The organism is Ideonella sp., from assembly GCF_035254525.1.
GTDB lineage: Bacteria > Pseudomonadota > Gammaproteobacteria > Burkholderiales > Burkholderiaceae_C > Ideonella.
On the sequence record NZ_DATFAN010000121.1, the window covers coordinates 16,349 to 37,024 of the forward strand.

At 70.1% G+C, this 20,676-nt stretch carries 13 protein-coding genes; 3 read left to right on the top strand and 10 right to left on the bottom strand.

All coding sequences use genetic code 11. The annotated features are described in order from the left end of the window. Nucleotides 1–2: 2 nt before the first annotated feature. Nucleotides 3–2,285, bottom strand: coding sequence for an alpha-xylosidase (gene yicI, locus VJ693_RS12110; protein WP_324154442.1), 2,283 nt, complete (start codon nucleotides 2,283–2,285; stop codon nucleotides 3–5). A gap of 91 nt (nucleotides 2,286–2,376) precedes the next feature. Continuing rightward, nucleotides 2,377–3,954 carry a tryptophan halogenase family protein gene (locus VJ693_RS12115; RefSeq protein ID WP_324154444.1) on the bottom strand — a complete coding sequence of 526 codons (1,578 nt, stop codon included), beginning with the start codon at nucleotides 3,952–3,954 and terminating at the stop codon, nucleotides 2,377–2,379. 252 nt (nucleotides 3,955–4,206) lie between these two features. Between VJ693_RS12115 and VJ693_RS12120 the strand changes: the two genes are divergently transcribed. Both VJ693_RS12120 and VJ693_RS12125 read left to right on the top strand, forming a co-directional pair. Further along, the gene (locus tag VJ693_RS12120; RefSeq protein ID WP_324154446.1) at nucleotides 4,207–5,619 is read left to right on the top strand and encodes an MFS transporter; all 1,413 of its coding nucleotides are present in this window, start codon (nucleotides 4,207–4,209) and stop codon (nucleotides 5,617–5,619) included. Nucleotides 5,620–5,629: 10 nt separating this feature from the next. Continuing rightward, nucleotides 5,630–7,684 carry an alpha/beta hydrolase family protein gene (locus tag VJ693_RS12125; protein ID WP_324154448.1) on the top strand — a complete coding sequence of 685 codons (2,055 nt, stop codon included), beginning with the start codon at nucleotides 5,630–5,632 and terminating at the stop codon, nucleotides 7,682–7,684. Nucleotides 7,685–7,708: 24 nt separating this feature from the next. Here the strand turns inward: VJ693_RS12125 and VJ693_RS12130 are convergent, their stop codons facing one another. The 8 genes from VJ693_RS12130 to VJ693_RS12165 are packed head-to-tail and all read right to left on the bottom strand — an operon-like array spanning nucleotide 7,709 to nucleotide 19,429. Continuing rightward, nucleotides 7,709–9,856 carry a glycoside hydrolase family 5 protein gene (locus VJ693_RS12130; RefSeq protein WP_324154449.1) on the bottom strand — a complete coding sequence of 716 codons (2,148 nt, stop codon included), beginning with the start codon at nucleotides 9,854–9,856 and terminating at the stop codon, nucleotides 7,709–7,711. Continuing rightward, entirely contained in the window at nucleotides 9,853–11,043 is a 1,191-nt protein-coding gene (locus VJ693_RS12135; RefSeq protein WP_324154469.1) for an AGE family epimerase/isomerase, read from the bottom strand. Before VJ693_RS12135 ends, VJ693_RS12130 begins: the two co-directional genes overlap by 4 nt. A 53-nt stretch (nucleotides 11,044–11,096) precedes the next feature. Beyond that, entirely contained in the window at nucleotides 11,097–13,310 is a 2,214-nt protein-coding gene (locus VJ693_RS12140; protein ID WP_324154451.1) for a GDSL-type esterase/lipase family protein, read from the bottom strand. After that, a complete protein-coding gene (locus VJ693_RS12145) occupies nucleotides 13,307–15,082 on the bottom strand; it encodes an ABC transporter ATP-binding protein (RefSeq protein ID WP_324154452.1) in 1,776 nt (591 codons plus the stop codon). Before VJ693_RS12145 ends, VJ693_RS12140 begins: the two co-directional genes overlap by 4 nt. Further along, a complete protein-coding gene (locus VJ693_RS12150; protein ID WP_324154454.1) occupies nucleotides 15,079–16,338 on the bottom strand; it encodes an AGE family epimerase/isomerase in 1,260 nt (419 codons plus the stop codon). The genes VJ693_RS12145 and VJ693_RS12150 overlap by 4 nt, the downstream gene beginning before the upstream one ends. 2 nt (nucleotides 16,339–16,340) lie before the next feature. After that, nucleotides 16,341–17,246, bottom strand: a complete 906-nt coding sequence (locus VJ693_RS12155; protein WP_324154456.1) for a carbohydrate ABC transporter permease — start codon at nucleotides 17,244–17,246, stop codon at nucleotides 16,341–16,343. Further along, nucleotides 17,243–18,151, bottom strand: a complete 909-nt coding sequence (locus VJ693_RS12160; protein WP_324154457.1) for a sugar ABC transporter permease — start codon at nucleotides 18,149–18,151, stop codon at nucleotides 17,243–17,245. The genes VJ693_RS12155 and VJ693_RS12160 overlap by 4 nt, the downstream gene beginning before the upstream one ends. A 30-nt stretch (nucleotides 18,152–18,181) precedes the next feature. After that, nucleotides 18,182–19,429: an extracellular solute-binding protein gene (locus VJ693_RS12165; protein WP_324154459.1), complete on the bottom strand. Its 1,248-nt coding sequence runs from the start codon at nucleotides 19,427–19,429 to the stop codon at nucleotides 18,182–18,184. A gap of 169 nt (nucleotides 19,430–19,598) precedes the next feature. On the opposite strand from VJ693_RS12165, the gene VJ693_RS12170 reads away from it, so the two are divergent. Continuing rightward, nucleotides 19,599–20,672 (top strand): sn-glycerol-3-phosphate ABC transporter ATP-binding protein UgpC, encoded by a 1,074-nt coding sequence (locus VJ693_RS12170; RefSeq protein WP_324154461.1) that lies wholly within the window; start codon nucleotides 19,599–19,601, stop codon nucleotides 20,670–20,672. The last annotated feature ends 4 nt before the right edge of the window (nucleotides 20,673–20,676 follow it).

Below are 20,676 nucleotides of genomic sequence, written 5' to 3' on the forward strand. Positions count from 1 at the left end.
CCCTAGTCGTCCCAGCTCAGCGAGGTCGACGCGGCCTGCACCGGGCTGCGCCGCCCGTCGACGTCCAGGCGCCACTGGTGCAGCGCCCCTTCCGTGACGCTGGCCGTGTAGCGCCGGCCCTGGCGGCTGACCGTGCCGCGGGCCGCGATGCGGCCATCCGGCGAGGCCACCGCGAACGGGGCGGTCGCCCCATCGGCGAGGGCGAACACGCGCAGGGTCACGCCCTGCGCATAGTCGTAGTCCGGCCGCTCCGTTTCTGCGCCCCACGGCAGCACGGTGTTCGGCGCCACGTACAGCGGCAGGCCGAGGAAGTCGTGCGTCTCGCGGTGCCAGCGGCCGCCCGCCTTCACGTCCCCCGTCAGCAGGTGCGTCCAGCTGCCCTCGGGCAGGTAGAAATCCACCTCGCCGCTGTCGGTGAACACCGGCGCCACCAGCAGCGATTCGCCCAGGTGGTACTGGCGGTCGAGCGTGGTGCAGCCGGGGTCGTGCGGATGCTCCATCACCATCGAACGCATCACCGGCACCCCGGTCTCGGTCGCCTCGATGGCCTTGGCGTAGAGGTAGGGCATCAGGCGGTGCTTCAGGCGGGTGAAGGCCTGCAGCACCGTGCAGCTTTCCTCGTCGACCAGCCAGGGCACCCGGTACGAACTGCTGCCGTGCAGGCGGCTGTGCGAGGACAGCAGGCCGAACTGCAGCCAGCGCTTGTACACGGCCGGCGGCGGGTTGCCCTCGAAGCCGCCGATGTCGTGGCTCCAGAAGGCAAAGCCGCAGCTCGTGAGCGACAGGCCGCCGCGCAGGCTCTCGGCCATCGATTCGAAGTTCGACCAGCAGTCGCCGCCCCAGTGCACCGGGAAGCGCTGGCCCGAGGCATAGGTCGAGCGCGCGAACACCACCGCCTCGTCGCCCTTGACCTCGCGCAGCAGGTCGAACACGACCTCGTTGTACTTCAGCGCGTAGAGGTTGTGCATCTCCACCGGGTCGGCGCCATCGTGGTAGACCACGCCCTCGCTCGGGATGCGCTCGCCGAAATCGGTCTTGAAGCAATCGACGCCCATGGCCAGCAGCCGGCGCAGGTGGCCCTGGTACCAGGCCGCCGCGGCGGGGTTCGTGAAGTCGACGATGGCCATGCCGGGCTGCCAGAGGTCGGTCTGCCAGGTGAGACCGTTCGGGCGCTTGAGGAAGTAGCCCTTTGCCGCGCCGTCGGCGAACAGCGGCGACTTCTGCGCGATGTACGGGTTGATCCAGAGGCTGATCTTCAGGCCCTTGGCGTGCAGGCGCGCCAGCATGCCCTCGGGGTCGGGGAAGCCGCGGCGATCCCACTCGAAATCGCACCACTGGAATTCACGCATCCAGAAGCAGTCGAAGTGGAAGACCGACAGCGGCAGCTCGCGCCGCTTCATCTCGTCGATGAAGTGGGTGGCGGTCGCCTCGTCGTACTGGGTGGTGAACGAGGTCGTCATCCACAGGCCGAAGGTCCAGGCCGGCGGCAGCGGCGCGCGGCCGGTGAGCGCGGTCAGGCGCTGCACCACGTCCTTCTGGGTGGGGCCGGCGATCACGCAGTAGTCGAGGCTCTCGCCCTGGCGGCTGAACTGCACCCGCGTCGTCTTCTCCGACGCGACCTCGAACGACACCGGGCCGGCCTCGTTCACCAGCACGCCGTAGCCGCGGCTGGTCAGGTAGAACGGCACGCTCTTGTAGGCCTGCTCGCAGGCGGTGCCGCCGTCCTTGTTGACGTTCTCGACCACTTGCCCGTTCTTCACCCAGGGTGTGAAGCGCTCGCCCAGGCCGTAGACGCTTTCGCCGACGGCCAGCGTGAGCTGCTCGTGCACGTAGCTGCTCTTCTCGCCGTGGGCGCCTGCCCACTGGATGTAGCCCAGGCCGCGCCAGTCGCTGCGCGTCAGCACGCGCTCACCTTCGCGGAAGGTCAACCCCCAGCCTTCGCCCTTGCGCACGTCGACCGACAGGCCGCCGGAGCGCAGCGTGGCGCGGGTCTCGGTGTCTTCGATCTGCACATGGGGCCTGCCCGCACCGGGCATCGGCACGCCGAGGCGGGGCGCCTCGGAAGCCGAGAAGTGCTCGACCCGCACGCGGATCACGCCGGCGATCGGCGAGCTCAGAGTCACGGTCAGCGTGGGGCCTTGCAGCGTGTCGCCGCGATGCTTGATCGGGCGTGTGGTGGCCAGCACCACCAGGGCGTCGTCATGGACCTCCACTGCATAGGCCTCGGCCGCGTAGTGCGCGGTGACGCCGGGCTGCAGCATCCATTGTCCGTCGGTGAACTTCATAGAAATCGGAACCCTCGTTGATCAACTCTCATGTCGTGCTTGTTCATGGTTGCCTGCCCACGCGTGGGCGCCATCTCCCGAGCCCATCGCATCAGGCCGCGTTCTCGGCCATCGCAGGTGCCTCGGCCCGAACGTGCCGGGCGATGTAGTCGCCGTGGTCCGGCATGCCGGCCACGGTCTGCGCGATCGCGGTGCGCACGCGGCTGAAGTGCGTGCGCAAGGCCTGCTCGTCGATCAGGTCGACGAGCGGGTCGTAGCTGCGCGGCATCACGCCCAGGCCGAGCAGGATGGAGACCCACGACGGCTCGGCGAAGCCCTCGGGATCGCGGATGGCCACGCGCCCCGACGAGCGGAACAGCTCGATCTGGTGCTGCAGCGCCTCGGGAATCGGCATCGCCGCGCAGTAGCGCCAGAACTCCGAATCGCTGCGCTGGGTCAGCTTGTAGTGCAGGATGATGAAGTCGCGGATCGACTCGTACTGGAACGCCATCTTGCGGTTGAACTCCGCCGCCAGCGCGGGGGCGAAATCGCGGTCGGGGAAGTACTGGATCAGCCGCCCGACACCATCCATGATCAGCTGGATGCTGGTCGACTCGAGCGGCTCCAGGAACCCCGACGCCAGCCCCAGCGCGACGACGTTCTTCACCCACTGCTGGCGTCGCCGGCCGGTGGTGAAGCGCAGCTGGCGCGGGGCGTCCTGGGCCTCGCCGTCGAGGCCCTCGAGCAGCACCCGCGTGGCCTCCTCGTCACTGGTGAAGCCGTTGCAGTAGACGTGGCCGTTGCCGGTGCGGTGCTGCAGCGGGATGCGCCACTGCCAGCCGGCGGCGTGCGCCGTCGAGGTGGTGAAGGGCGTCAGCTTCGCCACCTTGGCGCAGGGCACGGCCTGCGCGCTGTTGCACGGCAGCATCGCGCTCCAGTCCTCGTAGCCGGCCTTCATCGCGCCTTCGATCAGCAGGCCGCGAAAGCCCGAGCAGTCGATGAACAGGTCGCCGTCGATGCGCCGGCCGTCCTTGAGCTTCACCGCGGCGACGAAGCCGTCTTCGGGCCGCAGCTCGACGTCGACGATCGTGCCCTCGATGCGCCCGGCCCCGCGGCGCATCGCGTACTCGCGCAGGTAGGCGGCGTACAAGGACGCGTCGAAATGGAAGGCGAAGGAGTAGGCGTTGGCCGCCGAGGGCCGGTCGCCCTGTGGCGGCGTGAAGCGGTTCTGGCGCGCCATCACCGTCGAGGTGGACCACTCCTCGTACGACGGCATCTCGCCGGCCCGGCGCAGGCGCAGCCAGTGCATGTAGGGCGAGCGGTTGTCGATGGCGGGCCCGAAGTCGCCGAAGCCGTGGAAGAAGCGGTTGCCGACGTGCCCCCAATCCTTGAACTCGATGCCGAGCTTGAAGGTCGCCTGGGTCTTCTTGATGAAGTCGGCGCCGTCCAGGCCCAGCGACAGGTTGTAGTGCCGGATCGTCGGCAAGGTGGCCTCGCCGACGCCGATCGTGCCGATGTCGGGCGATTCGATCAGGATGATCTCGCAGGGCTGGCGGCTGCCCTGCCCCAGTCTTTGCGCCAGCGGCGCGGCCGCCATCCAGCCCGCCGTGCCGCCGCCGACGATCACGATCTTGCGAATGGCCTTGTCGTTCGTGAGCGGCCCGTGCGCTGGCGGTTCGGTGGTTTTCACGAGGCGTCTCCTTTTCGTCGCGGCGCAGGTGGCGTGGCCAGCCCTGTGCACGGCCGGCAGTCTCGGGCTCCGCCGCTTTCCTGTGGCTAGGTGTTTATACCTCTTTAGTTCGTTCGGTCACCAAACTAACATCGGAGCCCTCGCCATGGACTGCTCTTGCCTTCGATCAAGGGCGGCGCGCTGGTCGGCGCGGACGCGTGGGGCATGAGGGCCCGCGCCTTGCCTTCGCAACCGAAACATCAAGACTCCCGCATGTCGCTTCCCGCCGTATCCGACCGCGTTCCCCTGCCCCAGAAGATCGGCTACGGGATGGGAGCCTTCCTCGACATGTGGGGCCATTGGCTCTACCAGTCGCTCGCCTTCCACGTCTTCAACGTCTTCCTGGGCATGGCGCCGGGGCTGATCTCGACGGCGTTGATGATCAAGATCTTCGTCGACGCCGCCAGCGACGCCATGTTCGGCTGGCTGTCGGACAACGCGCGCACCCGCTTCGGGCGCCGCCGGCCCTTCATCCTGGTGGGCGGCGTCCTGGCCGGCATCGGCCTGCCGCTGATGTTCGCCGTCGGACGTGGCTGGACCGACACGCAGTACTTCATCTTCATGCTGGTCTCCACGTTCATCTACGTGCCGGTGATGAGCTGCTTCAACATGCCCTGGGTCAGCCTGGGCGCGGAGATGACGCCGGGCTACCACGAGCGTACGCGGCTGATGTCGGTGAAGAACGCGATCCAGAAGATTCCGGAACTGGCGATGTTCGTGGCGGCCCAGTTCACGACGCTGGCGATCTTCAACGACGCGAACGGCAAGCCCGACATCCTGAAGGGCGCGCAGGTCTACACCAGCATCCTGGGGGCCATCATGGTGGCGGTGTCGGTCGCCATCTTCCTGCTGGTCAAAGAGCGCTACTACGTGAAGCTCGTCAGCAGGACGCACCAGCGCATCCCGCTCAAGGACACGCTCTACCGCACGCTGCGCAACCGCCCGTTCCGGCTACTGCTGGGCACGATGCTGTCCTACGGCATGGCCACCGCGATGGTCGGCCTGCTGGGCTACTACGCCACGGTGTATTACGTGTGCCACGGCAACCTCGCCGAGGCGACGAAGTGGAACTCGTTGATGGGCGTGTCCGGCATGCTGTTCGGCCTGGCCGGCATTCCCTTCGCGGGCTGGGTGGCGCACCACTGGGGCAAGCGCAATGCGCTGATCACCGTGCTGTCGCTGGCCATTGCCGCGTTCGTCGGCGACTGGTTCTTCTACAACCCCGAACTGCCGATGCTGCAGTTGCTGGCCAGCGGCTTCGTGGCCTTCACGGGTGCCGGCTTCTGGACGATCTACGGCTCGGCCGCGGCCGACATCATCGACCACGACGAGCTCGAGACCGACCAGCGCCGCGAGGGCTCGTTCGCTGCCTGCCAGTCGTGGATTACCAAGGTGGGGCTGGCGCTGGGCAACGGTGCCTCGGGCTGGGTGCTGCAATTCACCGGCTTCGACGCCAAGCTGCCGGCGCAGAGCGACGACGCGATCTTCCTGATCCGCGTCCTGCTGTCGGCGATCCCGGTCGTGGGGCTGATGATCGGCATCCTGATCATCTCGCGCTTCGGCCTCACCGAGAACCGCATGCACGAAATCCGGGGCCAGCTGGAGGCCCGCCGCGGCGCGGTCTGAGTCGAACTTCATGGCCGAACGTGCCAACGCGACGGGGCGCGCCATCGAGCTGGCGCTCGCGCTGATTTGTCCCCTGGCCGCTGGCGCGACCGATCTGGCGCCGCCCGCTGCATCCACCGGGGCCGCTGCGAAGCCGGCGGCGGTCGTCCCCGACGAGAATTTCTTCCGCCACCCTTCCGTGCTGCGCGCCGAGCTCTCGCCGACGGGGCGCCACGTCGCGATCACCGCCGTGCGCGACGACTCCCGGGCCAGCCTGCTGGTGGTCGATCTGCAGCAGACCGCCGAACCCGCCAGGGTGCTGGCGAGTTACAAGAAGCTGGACGTCGTCGACTTCCATTGGGTGAACGACGAACGCCTGCTCTACAGCCTCGGACAGCTGGAGCCTGGAAAGATCCGTGGCCATGCACCCGGGCTCTTCTCGGTGGACGTGGGCGGCAAGCAACACGTCGAACTCATCTGCAGCGAGGTGAAGTCATGCCGGCAGCAGCCGGGCACGCTCGACCTCAGCCATCACCTGCTGTTCGTTCCGGTGCCACAGGCCGGCGTCAAGCCCAACGAGGTCGTCCTCGGGCAGGCCCGAGGCGGTCAGTACCACGTCGCGCCGATGTGGCTGGACACGCGCTCGGGCATTGTTCGCCGCATGGACATGCCGGCGGCACCGGACGGCGCGGCAGCCTGGTGGTTCGACCCGCGCGGCGAACCTCGCCTGGCCATGAGCGTGGACGAGGGACGCGCCAGCTACCACTGGCTGGCGCCGGGGGCCACGTCGTGGCGCCGCATCGCCGAATTCGACGTGCTGCAGGAGCCGTTCCGGCCCGTCGCCGTCGCCGGCGATGGGCGTCTCTACGTGACCCACCAGCGTGGCGAGGCCCGCGAAGCCGTGTTGACGACCTTCGACTTCGACACCCTGGCGCCGGCCACCCGCCCCATCGTGCAAGTGCCCGGGTTCGACTTCGAGGGGATGCTCGTCCCGGGCGAGCCCGGTGCCGGCATAGTGGGCTTGCACCTGGATGCCGACGCGGGTGTCTCGGTCTGGTTCGACGAGGCGATGAAGCGCTTCCAGGAGGCGGTGGACAAGCGCCTACCTGGCCGCGTGAACCTCATCCAGTGTCGGCGCTGCGGACAGGCCGACATGGTGGCCTTGGTGCAGTCCTACGCCGACCGCGACCCGGGCCGCCTGCTGCTGTACCGCGCCGCGACGCAGCGCTGGGAGAACGTGGCCGTCGTGCTCGACGGCATCGATCCGCGCAAGATGGCCGGCGTCGACTTCCAGCGCATCAAGGCGCGCGACGGGCGCGACCTGCCGGTCTGGCTGACGCTGCCCCAAGGGGTGCCGGCAGGCCAGGCCGCGCCGGCGGTGGTGCTCGTGCACGGCGGCCCGTGGATGCGCGGCGGCTCCTGGCGCTGGGCGCCGATGGAGCAGTTCCTGGCCTCTCGCGGCTACCTGGTCATCGCCCCGGACTTTCGCGGCAGCACCGGCTACGGCGAGGCCCACTGGCGGGCCGGCTTCAAGCAGTGGGGCCAGGCCATGCAGGACGACGTGGCCGACGCGCTGCTGTGGGCACGCAAGCAGGGCCTGGCCAGCGACCGGGCCTGCATTGCCGGAGCCAGCTATGGCGGCTACGCCACACTGATGGGCCTGGTACGCCACCCCGATCTGTACCGCTGCGGCGTCGCCTGGGTGGCCGTGGCCGACCCCTTCCTGTTCCTCGAGGGCTCGAGCTGGGTTCTCGACGACATCGGCCGCTGGGGTCGCCGGCACATGCTGCCCGAGATGGTGGGCGATGTCGACAAGGATGCTGCCATGCTCACCGCGGTATCGCCCGTCGCCCAGGCCGAGCGCATTCGTGCGCCGCTGCTGCTGGCCTACGGCGAGGATGACTTGCGCGTGCCGCTGACGCACGGCACGCGCCTGCGCGAAGCCCTGATCAAGGCAGGCCATCCACCCGAGTGGATCGTCTACCCGAACGAGGGGCATGGCTGGCAGCACCTGTCCACGCGGGTGGACTTCGCCCAGCGTGTCGAGGCCTTTCTTCAGCGCCATCTTCGCGATCCGGCCCAGTGACGCGCGCGGCGGGCGCCTTGCGCTTCAGCTTCCCCAGCCAGCCTTGATGGCGTCGACGATCTGCGGGAATCGCCAGGTGTTGGTCACACGATCGAGCAGGCCGTAGGCCTCGCCGTTCGCGGTGGGGTGGTCGGGATCGTAGGTGAACTGACCGTTGTCCCACCAGACGATGGGGATCTTGTAGGCGCTGCCCTTCTGCCCGAAGTACATGGCGTGCTTCACCCGCTCGTCGTTGTTGTTCTTCAGCAAGGCGCCCCACTCGCCCATGACGACGGGGATGCCCTTCTGGATGAACTTGCTGTCGAGCCGGGCGAAGATGGCGTCGACGGTGGCGGTGTCGGTGAAGGTCGTGACGCTGCCCGTGCCCAGGTTGAGCGCGAAGTGGTACGGGCTGTATGAATGCGCCGACAGGGCGACCATCTTGTCGTTGGGCATCACGATGGCATCGAGCTGGTGTTCCTCGGTGCCCGCCACGTAGCCCGGCATCATCACCAGGCGCCTGGCGTTGTTGCCCCCGGTGGCGCGGATGGCGGCCAGGGCGGCGGCGTTGAGGTGGTTGATCACCGTGAAGGTGCTGGGGTCCTTGCCCCACCAGTCGTCGGTGCCGCCTGACCGGTTGCGCGGTTCGTTCATGGTTTCGAAGATGACGTGGTGGTCGTACTTCGCGAACCGCGTGGCGATCTGGGTCCACAGTTTGCGCAGCCGATCGGCCGCGCTGGCCTCGTTGTCGGTGGTTGGGCTCTCCCAGGCGCCGACGTGGTGCACGTTGACGATCACGTACATGCCGTCGTTCAACGCATAGTTGGCGATGGCCTCCACGCGGTCCATCCAGGCGGTGTCGATCGTGTAGCCGGTGCCGGTGACATGGTCGTCCCAGGAGACCGGCAGGCGCAGGGTCTTGAAGCCGGCGCGGTGGACCGCGTCCAGGTTGGCCTGGGTGGTCCGGGGGTTGCCCCACTGGGTCTCGTCGCCCACCGGGTCGGCGGTGTTGCCCATGGCATCCATCGTGTTGCCCAGGTTCCAGCCGTAGCCCATGTCGGCGGTGATGTCGAAGCCCGTTCGCATCTTGCAGGGGGCGCCGGCTTCGGTGCCGATCCCGTCGCCATCGGGGTCCGAGCTCAGCTGGGTGCAGAACGCCGTTGGCCCGGTGTGATTCAGGTACGGCTCCAGCCAGCGCATCTGCGGCTTGTCGCGGCCATCGGCGCCGGGCTCGAGCGACATGAAGTAGTCGCCCCACAGCGGGCCGCCTGCCCACCACAGCCAGCCGGCCCAGACATCGGCGTTGGATTGCAGGTGGTCCAGCGCGCCGCGCACGGCGCCGGCGCAGGCCGGGTTGTCGCCGCCGCCCAGTTCGCCCAGCAGGCCGCGGCGGCCGTGGCGGCGCAGCCATTCGGTGAAGCGCTGCAGCCGCTCGGCGCCGATGGCCGGGCTGACGCAGGTGGTGTGGCTGCCGGAGCCGTCGTCGTCGAAGTACTGGTGCACCTCGATCAGCATGCGGTCCGCCGGGTCCTTCACCCGCGTCATGACCTCGGCGTTGGCGGTGCCGTACCAGTTGTTGTGCCAGCTCCAGGCGCCGGTCCAGCCGTTGCCCGGCAGGGTGATGACGTTGGCCGCGCCGGTCGCGCGGATCGCGTCCACCACGGCCTGGGCAGCGTCCGCCCAGGTCTCGGTGGGCAGGTCGTGCGGCTCGTTGACGAGGCCGAACAGCACGCGCGGGTTGTCCTTGAACTGCAGCGACAGGCGCCGCCAGAAATCGGCGAAGGCCGCGATGGGCACCTCGCGCGAACCGACCGGCTTGTCGCGGTAGGCGGCGTAGTTGTGCGGGTCCAGCAGCACCGACAGCCCGCGTGCGGTGGTGCCGTCCACGAGCTGGCGCAGGCGGCCGAGCTCGGCCGCATCGAAGTCGCCGTTCAGCGTGGGCTGCAGCCGCTCCCAGCGGAAGGCCACGCGCATCAGGTTCATGCCCTTGGCCTGGTAGTAGGCCGTGCTCTCGACGGTGGGGTAGGCGTAGTCCTTGCCCAGCACGCCGGGAAAGTTCTTCTCGCCCCATTCGGCGCTGGACAGGCTGATGCCACGCCATTCGAGTGGCGCGCAGGCGGCCGGGGCCGCGTGCAGGCCCAGCGCGAGGAGCGCAGCGGCGGCGAGCCGATGCCAGGCGGGTGTCTTCTTCAAGGGGTCGTCTCCAGGGGCTCGTTGGATGTCGGCGGCGGCGCCACGCCCAACGCGGCCAGCACGTCCTGGCAGGCGCCCATCGTGTGGTAGTCGGTCTTGCCGGCCGGGCTTTTCTCGTCGCTGACCTTGGCGTTGTCGGGCGCGAGGATGCGGTACCACGCGCCGTGCTCGTGGTCGACGAAGTGCGCCCACGCGTAGGCCCAGAGGCGGTCGTACCACTGCCAGTGGCGGTCGTCGCCGGAGCGCACCGCCAGCCACGCAGCCGCGGCCAGGCTTTCGGCCTGGACCCAGAAGTACTTGTCGCCGTCGCAGACCCGGCCATCGGGCCCGAAGCCGTAGACCAAGCCGCCGTGGGCTTCGTCCCAGCCGGGCTTCATGGCCTCGTCGAACAGGCTCGCGGCCGTGTCGAACAGCCACGCGGGCGCCGCCGTGCCCAGGCGCCGCTCCAGTTGCAGCAGCAGCTTGGCCCACTCGGTCAGGTGGCCGGTCTGGAAGCCCCAGGGGCGGAAGATGTTCGTCTTGTCGTGGCGGTTGTAGTGCCAGTCGGGCGTCCAGTCGGCGCGGTAGTGCTCCCAGATCAGCCCGCCGGCCATCGCCGCCTGGCACTGGGTGATGGACTCGGCCAGCACCAGCGCGCGGTCGAGGTAGCACTGCTCGCCCGTGGCGGCATGGGCCGCCAGCATGGCCTCGCAGGCATGCATGTTGGCGTTCTGGCCGCGGTAGGCGCCCACCCGCCAGTCCGGCGTGGCCTCGTCGGCATACAGGCCGTGCTCGGGCTCCCAGAAGCGCTCTTCCATCAGCGCGAAGGTTTCGGCGATGCCTTCGCGGGCGCCCGGCACGCCGGCCTCGGCCGCATGGGCATGGGCCAGCAGCACGAATGCCAGGCCGTAGCAGTGGTGGGTGTCGTCGAGCACCGTCGCGCGGCCCTCGTGCCAGTCCAGCACCCAGGCGTAGCCACCCTGCGGCTGAGCATGCGCGTTGCGCACGAAGGCCAGTGCATGCGCCACGTCGGCCACCGGCGCGCCGAACCAGCGCCAGGCCAAGGCATGGTTGAAGACGAAGCGCGTGCTGCTGACCAGGTGGCGCATGCGGCGGTCGTAGACCGTGCCATCGTCCTTGAAGAACTGGAAGCAGCCCCCGCTGCCGTCCTTCACGCGGGGTGCATAGAACGACAGCGTGTGGCGCATGTGGGCCAGCAGCGCCTCGGGCTGGCGCAGGTCGGGGCGTTCGGGCGGTCGGTTCACGGCAGGACGTTGTTCTTCAGGAAACCCACCAGCTCGTCGGCCATCTGCGCATGCACGTCGATGCGCGGATGCGCCCAGGAGAAGGCCTGGAAGGTGTAGGTCCAGACCTGGGCATCACCTTCGGCCTTCAGGCGCCGCACCGCTTCGGCCAACGCCTGCGGGATCGCCGGCTGCTCCTTCCAGGCCGTCATGCCGCCGGCCAGCAGCACCAGCCGCGTCGCCGGGTAGCGCTGGCGCAGTTGGCGGACGAAGGCCAGGTAGCGCTCGGCGAAATCGGCGGCAAAGGGTTCGCCGCGCGAGGCCGGAAAACCGTGGTCGTTCTGGCCGAGGTTCACGAGCACGACATCGGGCTCGCGAGCATCGCGCGGTGCTTCGGGCGCATCCGGCCAGGGCGCCACGCGGTTCCAGACCTGCGGCATCAGGAACTCGCCCCAGGTGCGGGTGATGCCGATGCCGCTGAAGGCGATGCCCACGTAGTCGGCCCCCAGGCGCTGGGCCGTCAGCGCGCCGTAGGCGCGCGTGCCGTCGTGGCTCGAGAGGTCTTCGTACTGGTCCTCGCCCATGTCGCCGTTGCAGGCGCCGGCGGTGATCGAATCGCCGTAGAACTCGAGCTTGAGCGGACGGGCGGGCGGCGGCGCGAGCAGTTGGCCGCCCGTTCCCAGCAGCAGGCCGTGCAGCACGGCTTCGGCCATCGCCCCTTCGGTGCGCTTGACGATGCGCAGGCTGTGCTCGCCCGGTGGCAGCGGTTCGCGCAGGCGCCAGTCGGCCAGGCCCTCGCCGCGCAGCGACAGCATGTGGGGCCGGCCGTCCACCTCGACCGTGAAGTGGTTGATGCCGCCGCGCCCGGGGGCGAAGCGCAGCGCGAACTGCGTGCCGGTGAAGCGGGCGCGCAGCTCGGTGCCGCTCCAGGCCAGCAGGCGCGCGCCGCTGGCCTCCTTGCCGGTGCGGCCGGTCGTGCGCCACCGGGCATCGTCGGCGGTCACGAAGCGCCAGCCGCGCACGCCACTGGGCGATTCGCGCACGAAATCACTCGGGTGCAGCGCGGGCGGCAGCAGCCCCGCGCCCATCACGGAGACGAGGCTGGCGCTGCGGCCGCTGCCGGCCCACTCATCACGCTTGACGCGCACGTGCAGCAGGTGGGCGCCCGGCTCCAGGTCGGTGCCAACGACGGTGTAGTGCCAGCCGATGTAGCCGACCCGCTCGGGCACCTGGCCGCGCAAGGTCACGACCGGGCCGTCGTCGACCCAGGCTTCGAGGTTGCGGTAACGCTCGCTCTCGGCGTGGAAGACGGCCACCTCGCGGCCCCAGACGAGGAACGAGGCCTGCGCATCGTCGGCCGTCGTGGTCCAGCCCGCCACCTGGCCGCCGGGCAGCTGCGCCCACTCCGGGTGAACCTCGCCGCCGCGCACGAAGCCGTGGTGGCGCCAGGGCTTCAGATCATCGCCGGCGAAGTGGCGCACGTGCTCGTACTCGCGGGCGCGGGCATGCAGGGGCTCGGGCAAGGCCGCAGCCACAGCGGGTGCCCCCGTCTTCATGGCCCCCTCGAGCGATTCGATGACGGCCTGGGCGATGGTGTCGTGGCCGCGCTGGTTGGGGTGCACGGGCTCGTCGTAGAGCACCTCCCAGCGGCCCTGCCCGCTGTCGACGCGGCCTTGCATCCACTGGCCGAAGTCGACCGCCGTGAGGCCGTAGTGCGCCGCCAGCCGAAGCTGCTGGTCCACGGCATCACGAAAGCGGTTGCCCTGCTGGGTGAGCATCAGCGGCACCACCGCGGGCGGCTTCGGGGCGGAGAGCAGCCGGCGCAGCAGGGCCTCGTAGCTGGCGGCGCGCACGCGCTCGTCCAGCCACTGGTCGTTCACGCCGAACTCGACGAACACCAGGTCGGGCTCGGCATCGAGCACGTGCGACTGCAGGCGCTGCACCGCCGCGGCCGAATCGGTGCCGCTGACGCCGGCGTTGATGAAGCGCACCGGCCCCCACCGGCCGAGCCGGGCCGCCACCTGCGCGGCCCAGCCGCGCTCGCGCGGCGGGTTGGCGGCGTAGCCGGTGGTGATCGAGCCGCCGATCGCGGCCACCATGATCGGCTGACCCGCGTCCAGCCGTTTCAGCACCTGTTGCAGGCGCGCGTCTGCCGCGCTGGCGGCGGGGGTTGCCATTCCGATCGTGGCGGCGGTGGTCATCGTGAACAAACACTCCCATAGACGCTTCATGGCGCGGATTCCTCGTCCTGCCACAAGCGCCGGTAAAGCCCGCAGCGCGCGAGCAACTCGTCGTGGCGGCCCTGGTCCACGATGTGCCCGGCGTCCATGACGACCAGGCGGTCGGCATTGGCCACCGTCGACAGCCGGTGCGCGATGACCAGCGTGGCACGGGTGGCGCGGCTGCGTTCGAGGGCCGCCATCACGATGCGTTCGCTCTGGCCGTCCAGCGCGCTGGTGGGCTCGTCCAGCACGAGCAGGCGGGGTTCGCGAAGCAGCGCACGGGCCAAGGCCAGCCGTTGCCGCTCGCCGCCGGACAGGCGGTGGCCGTGGTGGCCCAGCGGCGTGTCCAGCCCTTGCGGCAGGCGCTCGACGAAGGCCTTGCAGCCGGTCTCGTGCAGCACCGGCCACAGGGCCGCATCGTCCACCGGGCCGAGCCCGAACGCCAGGTTGTCGCGCACGGTGCCGTCGCCGAGCAGCGCGTCCTGCGGCACCCAGGCCACCTGCCGGCGCCAGGCCTGCGGGTCCAGCGTGGCCAGGGCCACGCCGTCGATCAGCACGCGCCCCGCCTGCGGCTCCAGCAGGCCGCAGGCCAGCATCGCCAGCGTCGTCTTGCCCGAGCCGCTGGGGCCGACCAGGGCCACGGTTTCGCCCGGCGCCAGCGTGAGCGTGATCGCGTGCACGCCCGCCCCGGCGGCGCCGACCTCGTGCGCCAGCGTGGCAGCCTCGAAGCTCACCTGCCCGTGCGAGCGGGCCGGGCGCTCGGTGCCCACCGCCTGCACCGGCGCACTGCGCAGCAGCAGGTCGAGCGAGCGGATGGCCTCGATGCCGCGATGGATCTGGGGCACGAGGTTGGCCAGGCCGAGCACCGAATTCGTCAGCGTTGCGAAGAAGCCGGAAAGCAGCACCACGTCGCCCAGCGTCAGCGCGATCCATCCGCTTGCATAGATGCCCGCCGCGACGAACAGGCACAGCGCATTCATGCCCTGGAAGCCGACCCAGGCCATGGCGCCGAAGCGGCCACCGGCCTGGTCCAGCGCCAGCCCGGTGCGGGCGGCCTCGCTGATGTGGCCGCCCACCCGCTCGAGCTGGGCCGGCTCCAGCCCGTGCGCGCGCGTCAGCGGCAGCAGCCGGGCCATTTCGGCGGCGCTGTTGCCCAGGGTTTCGATGGCCTCGCGGTGCTGGTTCTGCGCCTGGCCCAGCCGCTTGCGCGTGAACCACACCAGCGCCGCCGCCAGCGGCACCGTGCACAGGAACAGCCAGAGGAACTGCGGCGCGCGCCAGGCGGTGACGGCCAGGGCCACGGCGATGCCGCTGCCGCATCCCAGCACGCCGTCGGCCAGCGCCATCGTGAGCAGGCCGACGGATTCGACATCGCGCAGCAGCTTGGTCTGCAGCGCGGCCGGCGACTGCCGCCACCACCACGGCAACGACAGCACCAGCAGGCGCTCGGCCAGGGCGCTGCGCAGCGCGGCCTCGGCATCGCGCACGGCATGGCTGATCAGGTGGATGTACAGGCGGTGGCCCGGCAGGTTCTGCGCGATCAGCAGCGCCGTGCCCGCCGCGCAGGCCAGCAGCGTGGTCAGCGGCGCGTGCTCGGCCAGCAGGTCCACCGTGATGCCGGTGATCACCGGCAGCAGCACCGCGGGGCTGTGCTTGATCAGGTAGACGATGGCCGCCGCGGCCAGCCGCGCCCGCTGCCCGGCGAACAGCTGCGCATAGGTGCGAAGCGCCGCCAGCGTCGAATCGGCGGGCTCGGCGAAGGCGGCCAGGGTCGGGTTCATCGGGGAGCGCGCTGAAGGCGCTCGATCATCTCGAGGCCGGCGCGCACATGGTGGTAGGGACACTCCCAGGGGCCGGCCTTGGGCACCTGGTCGATCGGGCAGCCCTGGGCGTCCAGCGTCTTGAACCAGTCACCGCCCACGCGGTCGACGTGGTGCCTGTCGATGTACTGCCAGGCGCGCCAGGCCGCCTGGGCATGGCGCGGGTCACCGCCGTGCTGCCAGGCATCCCAGAAGCCGACCACGGCCTCGGCCTGGCACCACCAGTGGCGGCGGGCGTCGGTGATCGTGCCGTCGAAGCGGCCCTCGCCCAGCACGCTGCCGTCGGCCGCCACGCCGCGCTCGAGCACGGCATCGGCCACGCGCCGCGCCAACTCGCGCGTGCGCTGCAGCAGCGCGGCATCGTTCAAGGCCTCGGCCGCGCGGACCAGCAGCCAGGCGGTCTCGATGTCGTGGCCGAAAGACACCTGCGGTGTCAGGTGGCGCCAGTCGGCAGAGAAGAACAGGCCGAAACAGCGCTGCTGCGGCAACCAGATCGATTCGAGGAAGATCCCCATCAACTCGCGCAGCCGCCGGGCCACGCGCGGGTCCGGGTGGTGGCGATGCAGTTCGGTCAGCGCCTCCACCACGTGCAGCATGGTGTTCATCGACTTCGGCGCCTGCGGCTCCTTGTCCGACAGGCGGGAATCCCCGAGCACCGTCCAATCGCGCGCGCAGCCTTCCCAGCAGCCGCCGTCCGCGGCATCGAATGCGTGCGCGTCGAGCAGGTCGAACAGGCGCAGTGCCTTCTCCAGCGCCGGGCCTACCGGCGCGGCGGCCGCGCCCCGTTCGCCCTTCTGCCAGGCGTGAACGGCCGTGAAGGCGTAGATCGCGAAGGCCTGGGCGTAGACCTGCTTGTGGTCGTCGACGGGCCGGCCGCCGGCATCGACGGACCAGAACACGCCGCCGTGCTCGGCGTCGGTCTGCGGGCCGGTGACCCAGTCCCACGCACGCCGGGCCGCCTGGGCGCCCGCCGCATCCGCGCCGAGGCGGCCCTGGGCGCTGGCGAAGGCCCACAGCACGCGGGTGCTGAGCACCGCGCTGCGCGGCACCTCGCGCAGCACGCCGTCGTTGCCGCGCGAGCCAAGCAGCCGGCCGGCATCGTCGAACATCTCGCGCTGCCACCAGGGCAGCACGTTGCCTGCGAGCTCGTCTTGCCAGCGCTGGGCCCAGCGCGAGGCGAAGGCGGGCGTGGTGAAGCTCGAATCGGTGCCGGTCATGCTCAACCCTTGGTCGCGCCGGCGGTCAGCCCATCGACGAACTGGCGCTGGAGCAGCAGGAAGGCCACGATGGCCGGCAGCGAGGCCAGCAGCGAACCCGCCATCAGCACGGCCGCCGTGTGCGGGTAGAAGGTGAGGTTGCCGGCCATCTTGCCGAGCTGCAGCGGCAGCGTCATGTACTCGGCGTCGTTGACCACCAGCAGCGGCCACAGGAAGTTGTTCCACTCGCTCACGGCCACCGGAATGGCGATGGCGGCCAGCGCCGGCTTGAGCAGCGGCAGCACGACGCTCCACCAGGTGCGCACCGCGCCCGCGCCGTCCATCGTCGCCGCGTCGATCAGCTCCTCGGGGATCGACGTGATGATCTGGCGGAAGTAGAAGACGATGAAGGCCTTGGCCAGGCCCGGCACCAGCAGCGCCGCGTAGGTGTTGACCCAGCCCAGGCGGGCCACGGTGACGAAGTTCGGCACGATGGTCACCTCCCACGGCACCATCATGCTGATCAGCAGCAGGTTGAACAGCAGCCGGCTGCCGGGAAAGGGCCGCTTGGTCAGCACGAAGGCCACGAAGGACGCGGCCAGCAGGCTCAACCCCGTGACGAAGAAGGTGACCAGCAGGCTGTTGGCGTAGAAGTGCAGGAAGCCATGCCCCTCGACCTGCACCTGCAGGATGCCGGCCAGGCGCTCGGGATCGGCCGAGGTGCCGGCCCAATCCGGGTTGAAGAAGTTGCGCCAGGTGGGCGCCTCGGCCCAGAACGAAGGCGGCACCCGGACCAGCTCGGTCACCGACTTGAATGCGCCGATGCTCATCCAGTAGTAGGGCAGCAGCACGCCGGCCACCAGCAGCCACAGCGGCAGGCGCGCCAGCGTCAGCCAGCGGCCGGGCTTGTCACCGGGCAGGCGGCTCATCGCCGACTCTCCGTGACGCCGCCCACCTTCAGGTTCACCCAGGTGAGGAAGAACAGGATGGTCGTCAGCACCCAGGCGGCGGCCGAGGCCAGGCCCAGGTCGAGCTGGCGGAAGCCGTAGTCGAACAGGTAGGTCACCAGCATCAGCGCGGAGTCCAGCGGCCCGCCGATGTTGTCGACGGTGCCGAACAGCAGATAGGGTTCGTAGAACACCTGGAACGACGCGATCATCCCGGTGACGAGCACATACACCAGCGAGGGCCGAAGCATCGGCAGCGTGACGTGGCGCAGCCGCTGCCAGCGCGTGGCGCCGTCCAGCGTGGCCGCTTCGACCAGGTGGGCGGGAATGGCACGCATGCCCGCCACGAAGATCACCATGTTGTAGCCGACGACCGACCACACGCCGACGATCACCAGGATCACCATGCTCCACACCGGATCGCCGAGGAAGCGCGCGGGCTCGAAGCCGAGCGCGACGCGCACGCTGTTGAACAGACCGTAGGGCTCCGAGTTGGCCATCCACTTCCAGGCCGAGATGGCGCCGACGCCACCGGCCACCGAGGGCAGCAGGAAGGCGATGCGCACACACTGGTGCAGGCGCGACTGGCTGCCGAAGGCCAGGGCCAGCACCAGGCCCATGACCACCGAGATCAGCGACACCGCGCCCATGTAGGTGAAGGTGTTGCGCAAGGCCGTCCAGAAGCGCTCGTCGGTGAACAGGTCGGCATAGTTGCGCCCGCCCACCCACACCGGGGCCGAGGTCGCGTGGTACTCGGTGAAGCTGAGCCAGGCCGAGCGCAGCACCGGCCAGGCGACGAAGAGCGCGAACAGCGCGAAGAAGGGTGCGACCAGCAGCATGTCCTGGCCATGGCGGCGCCAGGTTCGCAACAGCGGTCCGTGGGTCATGGTCTCGCGCATGCTGGGCTGTTCAGGCTCTCAGTGCCGGGCCAGCGCGCGGTTCAACACCGCGGCGGCCTGGTTGAGTTCGGTCTGCGGGTCGCCACCGGCCAGCACCACGCGCTGCACGGCCCGCGTGACAGCGTATTCGTAGCGCAGCCAGCCGGGGCAGTTGGGCGGGCCTTCCGCGTCCTGGAGCTGCGCCAGCATGGCCTGCTTGCGATCGGCCGGCATCGGCAGCGCGGCGAGCTGGTCCTGCCGGCCCGCGGGCAGCCACATCAACCCCATCTCCAGCGCCGAGTCGACCATGGTCCGGGCCACGTCCGCCCGGTAGACGGTGCGCATGAACGCCAGCGCCAGGTCGATGCGGGGCGAGAAGGCCGTCACGCCCAGCACCGTGCCGCCGAGCAAGGCGGTGCGCCGCCCGGTGGGGCCGGCCGGCAGGGGCGCCGCGGCCCAATGGCCGGCGACCTGCTTGTGCATGATGTCGATCGACGACAGCTGCCAGGTGCCCGACTGGATCAGCGGGTACGCGCCGCTGGCCAGCCCGCCGTCGGCGTCCGGCCACGAATCGGTCGGGGCCTGGAGCTCGCGGTAGATCGACGCGTAGTAGCGCAGGGCCGTGACCGCCTGCGGGCTGCCCAGCAGCGCCTGGGTGCAGCCCTCGTCGTAGACCGCGCCGCCCGCCTGGCGCAGGTAGGGGAAGTAGCCCAGCCAGGTGGTGTTGCCCCATTGCTGCGCGAAACCGCGCGTGCCCTTGGCGCGCAGGGCCTTGGCCGCCGCCATGAACTCGTCCCAGGTGGCGGGGGCGCGCGGCAGCAGGTCGGTCCGGTAGTACTGCAACTGCGCATGCATGTCGAACGGCGCGGCATGCATCGTCCCGTCGGGGCGGCGCACGGCGCGCAGCGCGCCCGGGTTGGCATGCTGCTCGAGCAGGCGCACGAGATCCGGCGCGCGCTGGTTCAGGTCCACCAGCGCGCCCTTGGCGCCCAGGTCGATGCCGTAGGACGTGCTGCCGGTGATCAGATCCGGGCCACGCTGGCTGGCCAGCGCGGCGGAGTACTTGGTCATCGCGTCGGCCCAGGGCACGTCGCGCACCTCCACGTCGACGCCCGGGTGCTCGGCCCGGAAGGCCTCGACCGCCGGCTGGAGCAGGCGCGGGATCCGGTCGTCGCCCACCATCCAGACGACGAGCTTGCGCGCAGGCGCTGGCGCGGGCGCCGCGGCGGCCGCAGCCAGGGCCGCCAGCGCCAAGGCGGCGAGCAAGGTGCGAGGGGTGGAGTTCAAGCTAACTGTTTAGTAAACAGTTTGATTATGCCTGCCCGCCAGGGGGCTGGCGAGTGTGGCGCACCGGCAGAATCTAGGTATTGTCCCTGAGTGACGCAAACTAGACAGAGAAACAAACTGCGCAACACATTTTTGTTTAGCTCAACACCCCGAGCCGGGAACTCCGAACGTGGCCGATCTGGCACTCGAGAACGTAGAAAAGACCTTCGGTGCCGGCGCGCCGCCGGTGCTGCACGGCATCGACCTGGCCGTGGCCGACGGCGAGTTCATGGTGTTCGTCGGCCCATCCGGCTGCGGCAAGTCGACGACCTTGCGCCTGATCGCCGGGCTGGAAGACATCACCCGCGGCACCCTGCGCATCGGGGGCCGCATCGTCAACGACACGCCGGCCGCCCAGCGCGGCGTGGCGATGGTGTTCCAGAGCTACGCGCTGTACCCGCACATGACCGTGCGCGAGAACCTGGGCTTCGCGCTCAAGCTGGCACGCCAGCCGCGCGCCGCCATCGACGAAGCGGTAGCGCGGGTCTCGCGCATCCTGCAGCTCGACCCGCTGCTGGGTCGCAAGCCGGCCGCCCTGTCCGGCGGCCAGCGCCAGCGCGTGGCCATCGGCCGGGCCATCGTGCGCCAGCCCGAGGTCTTCCTGTTCGACGAGCCGCTGTCCAACCTCGACGCCGCGCTGCGCGTGCAGATGCGCGCCGAGCTGGCCCGCCTGCACCGCGAGCTGGGCACGACCATGGTCTACGTCACCCACGACCAGGTCGAGGCGATGACGCTGGGCCAGCGCATCGCCGTGTTCAACCACGGCCGCATCGAGCAGTGCGGCGAGCCGCTCGCGCTGTACGACCGCCCCGCCAACCGTTTCGTCGCCGGCTTCATCGGCAACCCGGCGATGAACTTCCTGCCTGCGCGCGCCGACGGCGCCGGCGCCATCCACGTGGCCGGCGCGTCGCTCGAGGCACCGACCGCCGCGGGCCCGCTGCCCGCGGAACTGGTGCTGGGCATCCGCCCGGAGCACGTCAGCCTGGCGCCGGCCGGCGAAGGCCTGTCGGGCTGCATCGAGTTCGCCGAACACCTGGGCAACGAACAGATCGTGCACGTCGGCCTGCCGGCCGGAGAACGGGTGCTGGCCCGCCTGCCTGCCGATGGGCCGCGGCCTCGTCGCGGCGAGGCCGTCGGCCTGCGGTGGCCCGCGGCTTGCACCCATTGGTTCGGTGCCGACGAGACCGGCGCCCGCCTGAACTGACACC

What these genes read in the sequence shown, in the direction of transcription:
- yicI (WP_324154442.1), bottom strand. Translation starts at nt 2,285, where the DNA reads ATGAAGTTCACCGACGGACAATGGATGCTGCAGCCCGGCGTCACCGCG.
- VJ693_RS12135 (WP_324154469.1), bottom strand. Translation starts at nt 11,043, where the DNA reads ATGCGCCACACGCTGTCGTTCTATGCACCCCGCGTGAAGGACGGCAGC.
- VJ693_RS12145 (WP_324154452.1), bottom strand. Translation starts at nt 15,082, where the DNA reads ATGAACCCGACCCTGGCCGCCTTCGCCGAGCCCGCCGATTCGACGCTG.
- VJ693_RS12140 (WP_324154451.1), bottom strand. Translation starts at nt 13,310, where the DNA reads ATGAAGCGTCTATGGGAGTGTTTGTTCACGATGACCACCGCCGCCACG.
- VJ693_RS12160 (WP_324154457.1), bottom strand. Translation starts at nt 18,151, where the DNA reads ATGACCCACGGACCGCTGTTGCGAACCTGGCGCCGCCATGGCCAGGAC.
- VJ693_RS12150 (WP_324154454.1), bottom strand. Translation starts at nt 16,338, where the DNA reads ATGACCGGCACCGATTCGAGCTTCACCACGCCCGCCTTCGCCTCGCGC.
- VJ693_RS12155 (WP_324154456.1), bottom strand. Translation starts at nt 17,246, where the DNA reads ATGAGCCGCCTGCCCGGTGACAAGCCCGGCCGCTGGCTGACGCTGGCG.
- VJ693_RS12120 (WP_324154446.1), top strand. Translation starts at nt 4,207, where the DNA reads ATGTCGCTTCCCGCCGTATCCGACCGCGTTCCCCTGCCCCAGAAGATC.
- VJ693_RS12125 (WP_324154448.1), top strand. Translation starts at nt 5,630, where the DNA reads ATGGCCGAACGTGCCAACGCGACGGGGCGCGCCATCGAGCTGGCGCTC.